At 63.3% G+C, this 15,348-nt stretch carries 15 protein-coding genes; 9 read left to right on the top strand and 6 right to left on the bottom strand.

The features are described 5' to 3' along the window. Positions 1-163 precede the first annotated feature (163 nt). From QF092_RS02340 to QF092_RS02355, 4 genes are all read left to right on the top strand, one after another. On the top strand, positions 164-421 hold the full coding sequence (locus QF092_RS02340; protein WP_281467263.1) for a PepSY domain-containing protein: 258 nt from the start codon (positions 164-166) through the stop codon (positions 419-421). A 71-nt stretch (positions 422-492) separates the two neighbouring features. Then, positions 493-1,008, top strand: coding sequence for a cytochrome b/b6 domain-containing protein (locus tag QF092_RS02345; protein WP_281467265.1), 516 nt, complete (start codon positions 493-495; stop codon positions 1,006-1,008). Positions 1,009-1,075: 67 nt separating this feature from the next. Further along, the gene (locus QF092_RS02350) at positions 1,076-1,579 is read left to right on the top strand and encodes a helix-turn-helix transcriptional regulator (RefSeq protein ID WP_281467267.1); all 504 of its coding nucleotides are present in this window, start codon (positions 1,076-1,078) and stop codon (positions 1,577-1,579) included. Between the two features lie 102 nt (positions 1,580-1,681). Beyond that, entirely contained in the window at positions 1,682-2,278 is a 597-nt protein-coding gene (locus QF092_RS02355) for a lytic transglycosylase domain-containing protein (RefSeq protein ID WP_281467269.1), read from the top strand. A 339-nt stretch (positions 2,279-2,617) separates the two neighbouring features. Here QF092_RS02355 and QF092_RS02360 read toward each other — a convergent pair whose 3' ends face one another. The 6 genes from QF092_RS02360 to miaA all read right to left on the bottom strand — a co-directional run bounded on the left by QF092_RS02360 (position 2,618) and on the right by miaA (position 10,951). Further along, a complete protein-coding gene (locus QF092_RS02360; protein ID WP_281467271.1) occupies positions 2,618-4,702 on the bottom strand; it encodes a dipeptide ABC transporter ATP-binding protein in 2,085 nt (694 codons plus the stop codon). A gap of 101 nt (positions 4,703-4,803) precedes the next feature. Further along, a complete protein-coding gene (locus QF092_RS02365; RefSeq protein WP_281467272.1) occupies positions 4,804-5,970 on the bottom strand; it encodes an ABC transporter permease in 1,167 nt (388 codons plus the stop codon). Positions 5,971-5,984: 14 nt separating this feature from the next. Further along, a complete protein-coding gene (locus tag QF092_RS02370) occupies positions 5,985-7,070 on the bottom strand; it encodes an ABC transporter permease (RefSeq protein ID WP_281467274.1) in 1,086 nt (361 codons plus the stop codon). A 133-nt stretch (positions 7,071-7,203) separates the two neighbouring features. After that, the gene (locus QF092_RS02375; RefSeq protein ID WP_281467276.1) at positions 7,204-8,850 is read right to left on the bottom strand and encodes an ABC transporter substrate-binding protein; all 1,647 of its coding nucleotides are present in this window, start codon (positions 8,848-8,850) and stop codon (positions 7,204-7,206) included. A gap of 242 nt (positions 8,851-9,092) precedes the next feature. Next, positions 9,093-9,917, bottom strand: a complete 825-nt coding sequence (locus tag QF092_RS02380; RefSeq protein ID WP_281467278.1) for an AraC family transcriptional regulator — start codon at positions 9,915-9,917, stop codon at positions 9,093-9,095. A gap of 161 nt (positions 9,918-10,078) precedes the next feature. After that, positions 10,079-10,951, bottom strand: coding sequence for a tRNA (adenosine(37)-N6)-dimethylallyltransferase MiaA (miaA, locus tag QF092_RS02385; RefSeq protein ID WP_281467279.1), 873 nt, complete (start codon positions 10,949-10,951; stop codon positions 10,079-10,081). A gap of 177 nt (positions 10,952-11,128) precedes the next feature. Here miaA and pyrH point away from each other — a divergent pair, with 177 nt between their 5' ends. The 5 genes from pyrH (at position 11,129) to dxr (ending at position 15,348) form a co-directional block, all read left to right on the top strand. Continuing rightward, positions 11,129-11,863 (top strand): UMP kinase, encoded by a 735-nt coding sequence (pyrH, locus tag QF092_RS02390; protein ID WP_281467281.1) that lies wholly within the window; start codon positions 11,129-11,131, stop codon positions 11,861-11,863. Positions 11,864-11,978: 115 nt separating this feature from the next. After that, positions 11,979-12,545, top strand: coding sequence for a ribosome recycling factor (gene frr, locus QF092_RS02395; RefSeq protein ID WP_281467283.1), 567 nt, complete (start codon positions 11,979-11,981; stop codon positions 12,543-12,545). Positions 12,546-12,606: 61 nt separating this feature from the next. Beyond that, on the top strand, positions 12,607-13,350 hold the full coding sequence (uppS, locus tag QF092_RS02400; RefSeq protein ID WP_420026487.1) for a polyprenyl diphosphate synthase: 744 nt from the start codon (positions 12,607-12,609) through the stop codon (positions 13,348-13,350). Beyond that, positions 13,347-14,162 carry a phosphatidate cytidylyltransferase gene (locus tag QF092_RS02405; RefSeq protein ID WP_281467285.1) on the top strand — a complete coding sequence of 272 codons (816 nt, stop codon included), beginning with the start codon at positions 13,347-13,349 and terminating at the stop codon, positions 14,160-14,162. The genes uppS and QF092_RS02405 overlap by 4 nt, the downstream gene beginning before the upstream one ends. A 4-nt stretch (positions 14,163-14,166) precedes the next feature. Then, positions 14,167-15,348 (top strand): 1-deoxy-D-xylulose-5-phosphate reductoisomerase, encoded by a 1,182-nt coding sequence (gene dxr / locus QF092_RS02410; RefSeq protein WP_281467287.1) that lies wholly within the window; start codon positions 14,167-14,169, stop codon positions 15,346-15,348.

Below are 15,348 nucleotides of genomic sequence, written 5' to 3' on the forward strand. Positions count from 1 at the left end.
AGGGTCAGGGGCTGCAACTTGGGGCGCAGGCCGGGGCGGGGTGGGGCGCACCTATCCACGGTTGAGTTCCCCTTTCCAGAACGGCGGGGCACATCGGTCGGCATCCGGCGACGACGGGCGAGACCCCGTGCCGGTTCATGCAGATCATACAGGAGTTGTAACGATGTTCCGCAAGATCACGCTGGCCGCCGTGGCCCTGACCGCCCTTGCCGCGCCGATGGCCTTTGCCTCGGAAGGCGAAGTGGATGCGGCTGTGCAGGAAAAGCTGACCGCGCAACTGGTGGCGGAGGGCTATGACGTCCGCCAGTTCAAGGCCGAGGACGGGCTGATCGAGGTCTATGTCGTCAAGGACGGCAAGATGGAAGAACTGTGGTTCACGGCCGAGCTGAAGATGGTCGAACACGAGGAAGGCGAGGAGTGATCCGTGCCTGAGGGCCGGGCGCGGCGGGTGCTGCGCCCGGCCCCCCTTATTTCCGACAGATGGAGAGCAAGATGCGGGTGAAAGTCTGGGATCCGCTGGTGCGTCTGTTTCATTGGGGGCTGGTTCTGGCGTTCCTTGCCAATGCCTTCGTGACGCGCCCCGGCAAGGAGGTGCATCAATGGGTAGGCTATGTTGTGGCCGGGTTGATCGTGCTGCGGGTGATCTGGGGCTTTGTGGGCAGCCGGCATGCGCGCTTTGCCGATTTCCTGCCATCCCGCGGTGCGGTGATCGGGCAGATGCAGGACATGGCGACGGGGCGGCGGCGGCTGCATGAGGGGCATTCGCCCTTGGGTGCCTTGATGATCTTCAACCTGCTTTTGACAATGGCGGGACTTGCGGCATCGGGCTATGCGATGACCACGCTGACTTTCTTTGGTGTGAAATGGGTGCAGGAAGCGCATGAGATGCTGGTCATCTGGGCCGAGGTTTCGGTTTTCGTGCATATAGCGGCGGTGGTGGTTGAAAGCCGACGGCTGGGTGTCAATCTTCCGAAGTCGATGGTGACGGGGTACAAGACCCTAGGTTGATGTGATTTGAGAGGCCCCCTTGACCCAGATTGAGTCCGACGAGTCCACCCGAAACGCCCCCCGACCGATGCCGCGCCAACCATCGTCCTTGGTGGTGTTGATCCTGTTCCAGGCGCTGTGTTCGGCCTTTTTCATCTTTGATGTGATCGAGGATTTACGGCGCGGCGAGGTTCCGATCCTGCATATGCTCCCTGAAATCGGGGCCACGATCGGGTTGTTCGTCGGGATCGCCTTTGAGGTGCGGTCGCTTATGTCGCTTTTGCGGCGGCAGGCGCATATGGAGAAATCGCTGGGCGTGGCGGCGGGGGCCTTGGCCGAGTTGATGGAGGATTATTTCCGCCAATGGGCGCTGACGCCGTCGGAAGCGGATGTGGCGGCCTTTACCATCAAGGGCTATTCCATCGCCGAGATCGCCACCTTGCGCGGATCGGCGGAGGGCACGGTGAAGACCCATCTGAACGCGATTTACCGCAAGGCGGGGGTGCAGGGGCGGGGGCAGTTGGTCAGCCTGCTGATCGAGGACTTGCTGAACGCGCCCTTGGTCCCAAAGCCTGCTGTGGCGGGGACTTAGGTCGAAGGGGCTGTGAAGGCTCTGGTCAAGGATGGGGGAGTTTGTGTACTGTCGCTCCGGTTGGTCCCGTGGTTGGGGGCAGGTGCAGGTCGGGACAAAGCGATGCGGGCGATTGCCTTGGGGTCACTGCTGGCGCTGATCGGGATGGGGCCGGGGACGGCGTCCTTTGCCGAAGGCTTGACGCTATCAGGATCGAGCGCGTCGCGGCTGTCGATCTTTGAGCGGCAGAAGGACCTGCTGGATGGGCGTCTGTCGAAGCAATATTCCGGGTCTGAACGGCTAAAGCCGAAGCGGGATGTCGAGGAAGATGGCCCGTTGCCCGCCTTTCGTGGCAATTATAAGGGCGAGTTTCTGGAAACCGCGAAGGCGGCGGCACGGAAGCACAATATCCCCGAAGATCTGTTCCTGCGTCTGGTCCAGCAGGAAAGCGGCTGGAATGCCGGGGCGGTGAGCCCGAAAGGGGCGACCGGGCTTGCGCAATTGATGCCCGATACGGCGCGGTTCTTGCGGGTGGATATCAACGATCCTGCTGAGAACCTTGAAGGCGGGGCGCGCTATCTGCGGATGATGTATGACCGCTTTGGTTCGTGGCGGCTGGCGCTGGCGGCTTACAATGCCGGACCGTTGGCAGTGGAAGAACATGGTGGCATCCCGCCCTATGACGAGACGCGGAATTACGTGAAGGCGATCCTGGGGTAGTGCTGCAGCAGGGGCGGGCGATTTCTGGCGCAGAAATCGCGGCGGAATTTGACGCAAATTCCGTTTTGGACCAGCGGAGACATCGCGACGGGATTTGACGCTGGGTCCGGTTTGGACTGGCGGAGACATCGCGGCGGAATTTGACGCAGGGTCCGGTTTGGACTGGCGGAGACATCGCGACGGGATTTGACGCGGAGTCCGGTTTGGACTGTCGCAGAAATCATGGCGGAATTTGACGCACAGTCCAGTTTGGTGCGGTGAGCCATCGGGCTTTCGTTGCCCCCGCAGGGGGCCGTTTCCTGCGTCAGGAAACGGCGCGAAATCTGCGCCAGATTTCGCTTATTCGGCCGCGATCTTGATGACAGGTTCCATCTTGGCCAGCACGTCATCGGGCAGGTGGCATTTGATCTGATGCCCGCCGGCAAGGGTGCGGACCGGCGGCACCTCGCGGTCGCAAAGGCCGCCGGGGACTTGGGACTTCCAGCGGCAGCGGGTCTGGAAGGGGCAGCCGGGCGGCGGGTTCACCGCCGAGGGGATATCGCCTTCCAGCACAATCCTTTGTTTTTGCACGCGCGTGTCGGCGATGGGGACGGCGGAGAGAAGCGCCTCGGTATAGGGGTGGTAGGGGGGGGCGAAGACCTGATCGGTCGTGCCCATTTCGACCACGTGACCCAGATACATGACCATGACCCGATCCGACAGATAGCGCACGATCGACAGGTCGTGGCTGATGAAGAGGAGCGTGGTCTTGTTCTTTCTTTGGATGTCCATAAGAAGGTCGGTCACGGCGGCCTGCACCGAAACGTCAAGCGCCGAGACCGGTTCATCGGCGACCACGACCTTGGCGCCGCCCGCAAAGGCCCGCGCGATACCGACGCGCTGTTTCTGGCCGCCCGAAAGCTGGCGCGGCATGCGGTCGGCGAAGGCGCGGGGGAGTTTCACGAGATCGAGGAGTTCAAGCATCCGCGCCTCGCGTTCGGCATCGGATTGCCCGTATTCGAAGATCTCCAGCGCACGGATGATCTGGCGGCCCACGGTCATCGACGGGTTGAGCGTGTCGAAGGGGTTCTGAAACACCATCTGGAGTTTCGAGATCGTGCCTGTGTCGCGCATCTGGATCGGCGTCGATTGCACGTTTTCGTCAAACAGCATGATCTGGCCGGACGTGGCGGTTTCAAGCCCCATCAGCACCTTGGCGAAGGTGGATTTGCCGCAGCCGGATTCGCCCACAATGGCAAGCGTTTCGCCTTCGCGCGCTTCGAAAGTGAGGGTTTCGTTGGCCTTGACGACCTTGGTCATGCCGCCGCCAAAAGCGGAGGAGCCGACGGAATAGTATTTCTTCAGGTCGTCGAGTTTCAGAACGACACGGCCGATTTCGGCCTTTTCGGCGATCTTGCCTGCAACGGGCGGCTTGTTCCAGTCGATTTCCGTGAAGCGCAGGCAGCGGGTTTCGTGGCGGTGGCCATCGGGCACCTCGGCCATTGGAATGTCTTGTGCGTTGCAGCGGCCCTCGACGAAGTAATTGCAGCGCGGGCCAAAATTGCAGCCGGAGGGACGTTCATGCGGCAGGGGGAAGTTGCCGGGAATGGCCACGAGGGGGCGGGAATTCTTGTCGGCCCCGGGCAGCGGGATGGAGCGGAAGAGCGCCTGTGTGTAAGGGTGGCGCATCTTGTCGAAGACCTCTTCGACATTGCCGGTTTCCACCGCTTCGCCGGAATACATCACGCAGAGCCGGTCGCAGACATCGAGCACCAGCCCGAGGTTGTGCGAGATGAAGAGCATGGACGTGCCGTATTTCTCGCCCAGATCCTTGACGAGGTCGACGATGCCCGCCTCGACCGTCACATCCAGCGCGGTGGTGGGTTCGTCGAGGATCAGAAGCGCAGGCTTTGACATCAGCGCCATGGCGATGACGATGCGCTGCTGCTGGCCCCCCGAAAGCTGATGCGGGTAGGAGTTCAAGATACGGTCCGGATCGGGCAGGCGGACATCGGCCACGATCTGGCGGGCAAGCTTCCATGCCGCATCCTTGGCCATGTTCTGGTGGATGATCGGCACCTCGGCCAGTTGCGCGCCGACCTTCATGGCCGGGTTCAGGCTGGCCATGGGTTCCTGATAGATCATCGCGATTTCCGAGCCGCGGATGTGGCGCAGCTCTTCCTCGGTCATATGCGTGAGGTCGCGGCCCTTGAACTTGATCGAGCCGCCGACGATGCGGCCGTTTTTCCCGAGGTCACGCATGACGGCCAAGGCCACGGTGGATTTACCGCAGCCGGATTCGCCCACCAGGCCCATCGCCTCGCCCGCCATGACGGTGCAGGAGAAATCCATAACGGCGGGGATTTCGCGCAGGCGGGTGAAGAAGGAGATCGAGAGATTCTCGATTTCGAGGATGGGTTTGGACGGGTCCCAGGGTTCAGACATGGCGGCCTCGCGCTAGTGGAGGGTGCGGGACCGGGGGTTTCAAACCCCCGGACCCCCGTGGGATATTTGAAGACAGAAAATGACAGGCACGGGCATCGGCGTTAGTCCTTCATGCTTTCTTCGCGCAGGCCGTCGGCAAGGAGATTGAGGCCGAGGACAAGCGACATGAGGGCGATGGCAGGCACGACCGCCGGATGGGGGGCAATGGCCAGAAGGCGGCGCCCGTAGTTGATGGTCGAGCCCCAGTCGGGGGATTCGGGGGTGACGCCGAGGCCGAAGAAGCCGAGTGTGCCGAGAAGGATCGTCGTGTAGCCGATGCGCAGGCAGAAATCGACGATCAGCGGGCCGCGGGCGTTTGGCAGGATTTCCCACAGCATGATATACCACGGGCCTTCGCCGCGGGTCTGGCCTGCCGCCACATAGTCGCGGGTCTTGATGTCCATCACCATGCCGCGAACGATGCGGAAGACGCCCGGCGAGTTCACAAAAACGACCGAGACGAAGACGTTGAGCATGTTGGGGTCCATCGACCAGACACCCAAGGGATCGGCGTTGAAGGCAAGGCCGGAATAGGCCCAGAGGCCGAAGAGGAGGACGAGGCCCACATAGAGGTTGCGCTTGCCGGGTGTGGTGAAGAAGCGAGAATTGAACAGAATGGTGAGGAAGATCACCGGGAAGATGAAGAGGAGCGCTGCCAGAAAGATCGGGATGCCGGTCACGCGAATTTCGGGCGTGACGAGGAGGTAGAAGAGCAGGATCACCGGGAAGGCGAGGACGAGGTTTGACAGGAAGCTGATCGAACTGTCGAGCTTGCCGCCGAAATAGCCCGCCGGAAGGCCCAGCGTGATCCCTACCATGAATGCCACGACCGTGGCGGCGGGGGCGATTTTCAGCACCTCGCGCGCGCCCATGACAACGCGGGAAAAGACATCGCGGGCGAGATGGTCGCCGCCCAGAAGATAGTAGGGATAGGCCCCTTCGGCCGGGTTGGCGAGCGGCGCGCCGGGCAGGATGTTCTTCATCCCCGACAGCTGCGCCAAAGGATCAAAGGTGATGATCCAATCGGCAAAAATGGCGGTGAAGACCCAGAACATGACAAGGCCGAAGCCCGTCATCCCAACGGGGCTGTCGAAAATGCGGCCATAGAGGCCGAGGCGGCGCTTGAACCGCATCGACAGCGCGAAGACCGCGATAAGGCCGATCCAGACGGGGAGGAGTTGAGCCGCGATGCGGGCGAGGATGGAGCCCCAGGAGAGTGCGTCTTCCATTCTGTCTCTTTCCCTCAGGCGAGGCGGATGCGCGGATTGAGGAAGACGTAGCCGATATCGGAAATCAGCTGCGTCACGAGAACCACGAAGACGGCCACGACAGAGCAGGCCAGCAGCGTGTCGATGTCATTGTTGCCTGCGGCCTGAACGAGGGTCCAGCCAAAGCCTTTGTAGTTGAAGAGCGTCTCGACGATCACGACGCCGTTCAGCAGCCACGGGAACTGCAGCATGATGACGGTGAAGGGCGCGATCAGCGCGTTCCTGAGCGCGTGTTTCATCACCACATCGCGGAAGGCCACGCCCTTGAGCCGGGCGGTGCGGATATATTGCTGGGTCATCACCTCGGTCATCGAGGCGCGGGTCATGCGGGCGATATAGCCGATGCCGTAAAGGGCGATGGTCATCACGGGCAGGAAAAAGTTCCAGAAGGTGATGTCATCCATCGCGCTGGTGGCGGTGCCGGGGAAGAGGGTCTTTCCGGAGATCAGGCCCGCATCGGCAAGGATGGGCGAGATGCCTGCGGTGGCCGAGGCGAGGAGCGCGATCAGGATGACGCCCGAGACATATTCTGGTGTCGCGGTGGTGGTGATGGCGAAGGTGGACAGGACACGGTCGGTGCGGCTGCCTTCGCGCATGCCCGACAGCACACCAAGCAGAAGCGAGGAGGGCACCATGACGATCATGACCCAGAGCATCAGCCAGCCGGTCGCGCCGAGCGAGCGGGCCAGCACTTCGGAGACGGGCTGTTTGAAGACGCTGGATTGGCCCCAATCGCCCTGAAGCACGCCGCAGCGGGCGGGGGCGGTGGCGGGATCCTGGCCTTTGGCGATGCAGCGGCCGGTTACGGTGCCGTCTTCGGCGGTGAGTGTCCAGCCAGGCAGGATGCCCAGCCATTGGCCATAGCGCATCAGAACCGGGCCGGTATGGCCATTGCGTTCAAGCCAGCTTGCGACTGCGGCATCGTCCATCCTGACCGAGGCCTCGGACTTGGCGAGTTTCTCGAGGTTGGGCGGCAGGTTCGTCATGTAGAACACGACGAAAGTCAGGGCGAAGGCTGTCAGGATCATGACGCCAATGCGCCGCAGCACGAATGAAAGCATGGCTCATCCTTTCCCGGTCAGGGGACGGAAAATCTGCATGGACGGCGCACGCCCTAGGGCGGCGGTTCCGATCTGTCGAAAAGAGGCGATGCGCGGGGGACAGGCCCCCGCGCATCCGATCATGGCCCGAAGATCAGGCAGAGATCGACCACTTGTAGTGATGGTGTTCGAAGGTCGCGTGCATATCGGCGCCCTTCACCTTGGGGTCGAAGTGGCGGTAGATGGAGCGCCAGTAGGGCTGCACCATGACGCCTTGCTCTTGCATGATCTCTTCCAGACGCTTCATCACCATCGAGCGTTCCTTGGCGTCGCTGATCGACAGCGCCTTGGCCAGTTCGGCATCGAATTCAGCGTTGGAGAAGGCGGCTTCGTTCCAGGCTTCGCCGGTGCGGTAGGCAAGGGCGAGGATCTGGACGCCGAGCGGACGCATGTTCCATTCGGTGGCCGAGAACGGGTATTTCAGCCAGTCGTTCCAGAAGGTCGAACCCGGCAGCACGGTGCGCTTGATGTTGAGACCAGCGTCGCGGATTTGCGCGGCGATGGCGTCGCAGGTTGCGGCCTGCCAGCTGTCGTCGAGCGAGATCAGTTCGAACTCGAAGTCACCCTTGCCCGCATCAACGACCATTTGCTTGCCGCCAGCCGGATCGACCGTCAGCGGGGGCAGGGCGAAGTATTCGGGATGGATCGGGCAAACATGGTGGTTTTCCGCCACGGTGCCGAGGTTCGAGTAGCCCAGTTCGAGGACGATGCTGTTGTCCACGCATTTGATCAGGCCGTTACGGACGTTGGCGTCCTTATATTCCTCGGCCAGCTGGTTGAAGCGGACGGCGAGGGTTGCGGCGGTGACGGCTTCGGACTTCGTCCAGCCCAGCGCATCGAATTGTTCGATGAATTCGCCGGTGGACTGGTAGGTGACGTCGATCTCGCCGGCTGCGGCGGCGTTCACCTCTGCCGAGGGGTCGGTGCCGAGGTCGGTATATTCGATCCGGTCGAGATACGGGCCGCCATAAATGGCGGTGCCCCACCACGTATGGTTGGCGTTCTTGACCAGATGGGCGCGGACGCCGACTTCGACGGTTTCCGGCAGATAGGGGCCGGTGCCGGGGGTCTGCGTCGGGTCGCCATTTTCATAGGACTTGTGCACCACGGCAGCCGGATAGTCGGCAAGACCCGCCATCAGCGACACGTCGGGCGCCGACAGCGTGAGCTTCACGGTCAGCGGATCGACGACAGTGACGGCACCATCGCGCAGGGCCTTTTTCTCGGAGTCCACCAGCATGGTGATGCGGCCCGGCATCGAGTTGCCTTCGACGCTGCCATCGGCCCAGCGGGCAAAGTTGTGCGCCACGTCATCGGCGGTGAAATCGTCGCCATTGTTCCACTTCACGCCCGAACGGACCTTGAGCGTGTATTCGGTGGCGTCGCCATTGGCTTCCCAGCTGTCGAGCAGCATGCCGCGGATGGAGCCGTCGTTGTTATATTCGACGAGGTATTCGAGCCAGCCGCGGGTGACGTTGGCGATCTGCGACCAGTCGGCGGTGCGCGGGTCTTTCAGCGCCTTGATTTCCATCGACATGCGCAGCGTGCCGCCCATGGCGGGGGTGTCTTGCGCCATCGCCGGGGCATCCATGCCGATCAGGGCATAGGCGGCGGCGGCGGAAACGCCGAGCGCGGTGGTGCGGGTCAGAAACTCGCGGCGCGACAGGGCGCCGTCGCGGGTTTCTTGCGCATACATGAGGGCCGCCGGATGCAGCTTGGCGGTCTCGAACGTATCTTTCATCAGATGTCTCCCTGGGCAGGCAGTGGCTGCATTTGTTGTTATGTCGGGTCACGCGGCGCCTGCCGTATCGGACACCATTGCCGCCCCGCAGATGCGGGGTCGGTTCTGGATGTGCCAGCGGCGGGCGCGCGCTTGCCTCCGTTATAGCGCATCTTTTTCCGTCATCCGTCAACGCTTGGATTCGCCGGGTGGAGGTCAGATTGCGACATGACCCTGACGCTAACGTTCAATCGGGGGTGGAGTCAAACCGATCGCCGGAATTCGGTGGGCGATTTACCCGTCAAGTGCTGGAAGGCCCGGGTGAAATAGGCCGCGGAGGTGAAGCCGAGGCTGGCCCCGATTTCGCCGACGGGCATGGCCGTTTCGGCAAGAAGGCGACGGGCTTCGAAGATGCGGCGGTCTTGCAGCAGCGAGATGGCCGAGCGCCCGCAGGCCTGACGGCAGCAGCGCGACAGGTGGGTCGGCGTGACCCCAAGAGCGGCGGCGAATTCGCCCACGCCTGCCCCGGTGCGGAAGTCACGTTCCAGAAGGGCGGTGTAGCGGGCGACAAGCCGCTTGGCGGCGTCAGGCTTGGTCTGTTCGGGAGCGGCCTTGGTGGCCTGCCGTTCCAGCCAGACACCGAGAAGGCCAAGGTAATGGCGCGTCGCGCGTTCATGCGCGGGGCTGTCGGAGTTCATTTCGCGCAGGATCATGTCGAGGATGACATTGATCTCTTGCTGGGCATGCACTTCGCGGATGCGGAGCATTTGGGGCGTGGTGGGCAGGGGGATCGTGCAATCCTTGCCGAAGAAGACGGCGGTGCCAAAGACTTGCGGGCCGACTTCGAACCCGTGCATGACGCCCGCGGGGATGAAGACCGCGTTATTCGCGGTATAGCCGCGGGTGATGCCTGCGATGGTGATGCGGCCCTGACCTTTGGTGAACCAGAGCAGCTGCGGCTCTGATACGGAGCGCATCGCCTCAACCCGCCAGCGACCTGCGGCAGCAAGGCGCGGAATCGCCACAAGGCGGGCTTGCCCGCCGGGCGCGCCGGGCGCGGCTATTTGCTGGGTGAAGTCTTGCGTCATGGGTCTTCCGAGGCAGCAGATGTTCGAATCATACAAGGCACATCGCAAGCAACCCAAGCAAAAAGATGGCAAGACGCCGGGACTGTGGCGGTTATCCACAATCGAATTGCGTGTCTGTTGATAACTTTGCCGCTTTTGCGGTGAATCGGGGCGAGGCGTTGTCAGGGCAGGGCGATGCGCTGCCATGACCGCATGCGCGAACGAAACCATGTCCGCTGTCGCTTTGCGTATTGGTGGGAGGCGATCTTGGCGGCGGCGATGGCATCGGAAAGGGGCAGCTCGCCCTTCAGATGCGCGATAAGTTCGGGGGCGCCTATGGCGCGGGCAGAGGGGCGTGATGGTTCCCAGAATGGGAGTTCTGCGCGCACCTCGTCGAGCGCGCCTGCCGCCATCATCGCGTCAAATCGGCGGTCGATGCGGGCGTTGAGCCAGGGCGGATCGGGCGTCAGGACAAGGGCCTGCGCCTGATGCAGCGGCAGGAGCGGCGGGCCGGTGTCGTCTTGCCAATCGGCCAAGCCGCGCCCGGTGGCGCGCAGCACTTCCCATGCGCGCTGGATGCGGGCGGGGTTCTGCCGATCGATCCGCGCGGCGGTGGCGGGATCGAGGTTAGCCAGAAGGGCGGCAGGGCCTTGGGCGGCGCGGATCTGGTCGGCCTCAGAGCGGATGGCGGGGGGCGTGGGGGGGATTTCCGCCAGCCCTTCGGTCAGGGCGGTAAAGTAAAGACCTGTTCCGCCGACGATCACGACAGGCCGCGCGAGGAGCGGGGTGAGTTCACGCAGCCAATGACCCACGGAATAGGGCGCATCGCGGGCGATGTGGCCATAAAGGGCATGGGGGGCGGTGGCCTCGTCCTCGGCGCTGGGGCGGGCGGTGAGGAGGTGCCAGCAGGCATAGACCTGCAAGGCATCGGCATTGACGACGAGACGTCCGTCGCGCGCCGCAAGGTCAAGCGCGAGGGCCGATTTGCCGCTGGCCGTGGGGCCCGCGATCAGGATGGGCGCGTCGCGGGAGAGGGAGGAAAGCAGGTCGGACATGGGAGGCGATATGCTGTGGTGGCAGTGCTATGCAACAGGGTGCAAGGGGCGGGAAGCGGTCGGTTGGCGTGCTGTTGCTGCTGCGGCGAAAGGGGCGGCCTTCCCGGTTGAACCTGCCGACGTTTTCATACATTTTGCGGCGCAGTCCAATCGATATCACGAAAAGCGGGGTTTCCCATGTCCAAACCGGTTCTTGATGCATCGGTCACCTATCGTCGCGTGATGCTCAAGATTTCCGGCGAGGCCTTGATGGGCGATCAGGGCTTTGGCCTGCATCCCCCCACTGTCCAGCGCATCGCGCAGGAGGTGAAGTCGGTGCATGATCTGGGCGTCGAGATCTGCATGGTGATCGGCGGGGGCAATATCTTCCGCGGGCTTGCCGGATCGGCGCAGGGGATGGAGCGGACGACGGCGGATTACATGGGGATGCTGGCGACGGTGATGAACGCGCTGGCGATGCAATCCGCGCTCGAATCGCTTGGGGTGTTCACGCGGGTGATCAGCGCGATCCCGATGGATCAGGTCTGTGAGCCTTATATCCGCCGCCGCGCGGTGCGGCATCTGGAGAAGAAGCGGGTCTGCATCTTTGCCGCCGGAACCGGGAACCCGTATTTCACCACCGACACGGCGGCCACGCTGCGCGCCAATGAGATGGCCTGCCAGGCGATCTTCAAAGGCACCAAGGTGGATGGAGTCTATGACAAGGACCCCAAGAAGCACGCCGATGCGAAACGCTATGAGACGGTGAGCTATGACGAATGTCTGGCCAAGCATCTGGGGGTGATGGATGCCTCCGCCATTGCATTGGCGCGGGACAATAACCTGCCGATCATCGTCTTTTCGCTGGATGAACCGGGCGGGTTCCGGGGCATCTTGCGCGGCGAGGGCACCTATACGCGGGTTCAGGGGTAAGACCGGGTGGCAGGCGGGGGAAGCCCCGCCTTACTCTCTGTTTCGTTATTATGACGCTCTGCTATAGAACAGGGAAACGGCCTTGGTAGCGGCCGAAAGAATGAAGGAAGACCATATGTCGGCTGACGACCTCGAGATCGACCTTGATGCCATCGAGCGCCGGATGGAGGGTGCCATGACCGCGCTGAAGCAGGAATTTGCTTCGCTGCGGACCGGGCGGGCATCTGCCCAGATGCTGGACCCTATTCAGGTGGACGCCTATGGCCAGATGACGCCGATCAACCAGCTGGGCACTGTGAACGTGCCTGAGCCGCGGATGGTGGTGATCAATGTCTGGGACAAGGGCATGATCGGCAAGGTCGAAAAGGCCATTCGCGAAAGCGGGCTGGGGATCAACCCGGTGACCGATGGGCCGTTGATCCGCCTGCCGATCCCGGAATTGAACGAGCAGCGGCGCAAGGAACTGGCCAAAGTTGCTTCGCAATATGCCGAAAGCGCGAAGATCGCCATTCGTAACGTCCGGCGCGACGGGATGGACCAGATCAAGAAGGCCAAATCGGCGGGCATGTCCGAAGATGACCAGAAGATGTGGGCCGATGAAGTGCAGGACCTGACCGACAAGGCGATTGCGGCGGTCGACAAGGCGCTTGAGATCAAGCAAGCCGAGATCATGCAGGTCTGAAGGTCGCGGGGCGTGGGTCCGGTACCCGGTGCGGGCGCGGGCAGTTGGGGGGAGAGCGGGATTGCGAAGAGCTGACAGCACGGAGCCGTCGCGCACGCCCCGGCCTGCAGAGCATGTGGCCATTATCATGGATGGGAATGGGCGCTGGGCCACATCGCGCGGCTGGCCGCGTCTGGTGGGGCATCGGCGCGGGGCGGAACGGGTGCGCGAGATTGTGCGCGCCTGTCCCGACCTTGGTATCCGTTGGCTGACCGTCTATGCCTTTTCGACCGAGAATTGGAAACGGTCCACCGAAGAGGTGCTGGGCCTGATGGCGATCTTTGCCCGATATATCGAGCGTGAGGCGGATCGGCTGGCGGTGGAAGGTGTCAGGCTTCGGTTCATCGGAGATCGGTCGCGGTTGGACCCGAAATTGCAGGCGATGATGGCTGGGATCGAGGCGCGCACGGCGCCCGGCACGCGGTTGAACCTGACTGTGGCGATCAATTACGGCGGGCGGGATGAGATCGCGCGGGCGGCGCGGTCCGTCGCGCGGGCGGTGGCCGAGGGGCGGCTTGCGCCCGAGGCGGTGACGGAGGCGAGTTTTGCTGCGCATCTCGATACGGCTGATCTGCCCGATCCCGATTTGGTGATCCGCACGAGTGGGGAGACCCGCACCTCGAATTTCCTGCCATGGCAGGCCGCCTATGCGGAATATGAGTTCACCCAGACCCTGTGGCCGGATTTCACGGCGGCGGAGCTGGGGGCCATTGTCGCGCGATTCGGCAATCGTGAGCGGCGCTTTGGCGGGGTGGTCCGGGCATGACCGGAGGGGAAGGCGGCGGCGGTCCCGCAGCGGCGGGGCGGTGGAACGATCTGCGGCCGCGCGTGGTGTCGGCCATCGTGATGATCGCTGTCGGCGCGGCAGAGATTTGGCTGGGTGGGCCGTCCTTTGCTGTGCTGGTGATCCTTTTGACGGCGGGGATGATCTGGGAATTGGCGGTGATGACCGCGCCGGTGCAGAAGAACCGCCCGCTGTTGATGGCGGGGATCGCGGCGGCGGCATTGGCGGCGGCCTTGGTGCTGCGGTCTGATCTGGCGGCGGCGATGGTTCTTGTGCCGTCCTTGGCGCTGGCCCTGTCGCCGCGGCGCGACAGGCGGCTGGCGGCGGTCTATGCGGCGGCGATCATGGTCGCGGGTTACGGGCTGGTGGAATTGCGCGACACGATCGGCACGACGGGCATTCTGTGGCTGGTGATCGTGGTGGTGATGTCGGATGTGGCGGGCTATTTCGCCGGGCGGATGATCGGGGGGCCGAAATTCTGGCCTGCGGTCAGCCCGAAGAAGACATGGTCCGGCACGGTGGCGGGCTGGATCGGGGCGGCATTGGTGGGGCTTGGCTTCGTGCTGGCGGGCATGGGCGGGTGGCTGTTGGTCCTGTTGTCGCCGGTCGTGGCCTTTGCGGGGCAGTTGGGCGACATTCTTGAAAGCTGGATGAAGCGGCGGGCGGGGATCAAGGATTCCTCGCAGCTTATCCCCGGTCATGGTGGGCTGCTGGATCGGTTCGACGCATTGATTGGGGCGACGGTTCTGGTGATGCTGCTGGGGTTGTTCTTCAAGAACCTACCGATTGGCTGAGGGAATGCGGTCCATTTCGATCTTTGGGGCCACTGGGTCCATCGGGCAGAGCACGTTCGACCTGATCCGTCGGGCGGGTGGGGCAGATGCCTATCGCACCGTGGCTTTGACCGGGGCGCGGAATGTGTCGCTTTTGGCCCAGATGGCGCGCGAATTGCGGGCCGAGGTGGCGGTGGTGGCGCATGAAGAGGAATTGCCAGCCTTGCGCGCGGCCTTGGCCGGATCGGGGGTCGAGGCTGCGGCGGGAGAGGCCGCGATTGCCGAGGCGGCGGATCGGCCTGCCGATTGGGTGATGAGCGGGATCGTCGGCGCCGCGGGGCTGGTGCCGGGGATGCGGGCGCTTCGCCATGGGCGGATGCTGGCCCTGGCCAATAAAGAAAGCCTTGTGACGGCGGGATCGCTGCTGTTGTCGACGGCCAAGGCGCATGGGGCGACCATCCTGCCTGTGGATAGCGAGCATTCGGCGGTGTTTCAGGCCCTGACGGGTGAGGATGCGGGCGCGGTGGAGCGGGTGATCATCACTGCATCGGGCGGGCCGTTCCGCACTTGGCCGATGGAAAAGCTGGCGCGGGCCACGGTGGCCGAGGCGAAGGCGCATCCGAATTGGTCGATGGGCAGCCGGATCAGCATCGACAGCGCGTCGATGTTCAACAAGGCGCTGGAATTGATCGAGACGCGGGAATTCTTTGGTTTTCCGCCCGAGATGATCGAGGTTTTGGTGCATCCGCAAAGCATTGTGCATGCGCTTGTGGGGTTTCGGGATGGCGGCGTGATGGCGCATCTGGGGCCTGCGGACATGCGCCATGCCATCGGATTCGCGCTGCATTGGCCTGATCGGGGCGATGTGCCGGTGGAGCGGCTTGATCTGGCGCGGCTGGGTTCCTTGAGCTTCGAAGCGCCCGACCCAGAGCGATTCCCGGCGCTGCGTCTGGCGCGCGAGGTGATGCGGGTGCGGGGCTTGGCGGGGGCGGCGTTTAATGCGGCCAAAGAGATCGCTCTCGACAATTTCATGACGGGTCGCATTGGATTCCTTGCTATGGCAGCCGTAGTAGAGGAGACGCTTGCCGTTCTTTCGGCCGAGACTGGCCTTGGAAATGCCCCGACGGGGTTGGAAGACGTGCTGGCCATGGACCGATTGGCACGGGTGCGGGCTGCGGAATGCGCGGCGCGCTTGAAAGAGGGCTGA

The organism is Fuscovulum ytuae (assembly GCF_029953595.1).
Taxonomy (GTDB): domain Bacteria; phylum Pseudomonadota; class Alphaproteobacteria; order Rhodobacterales; family Rhodobacteraceae; genus Paragemmobacter; species Paragemmobacter ytuae.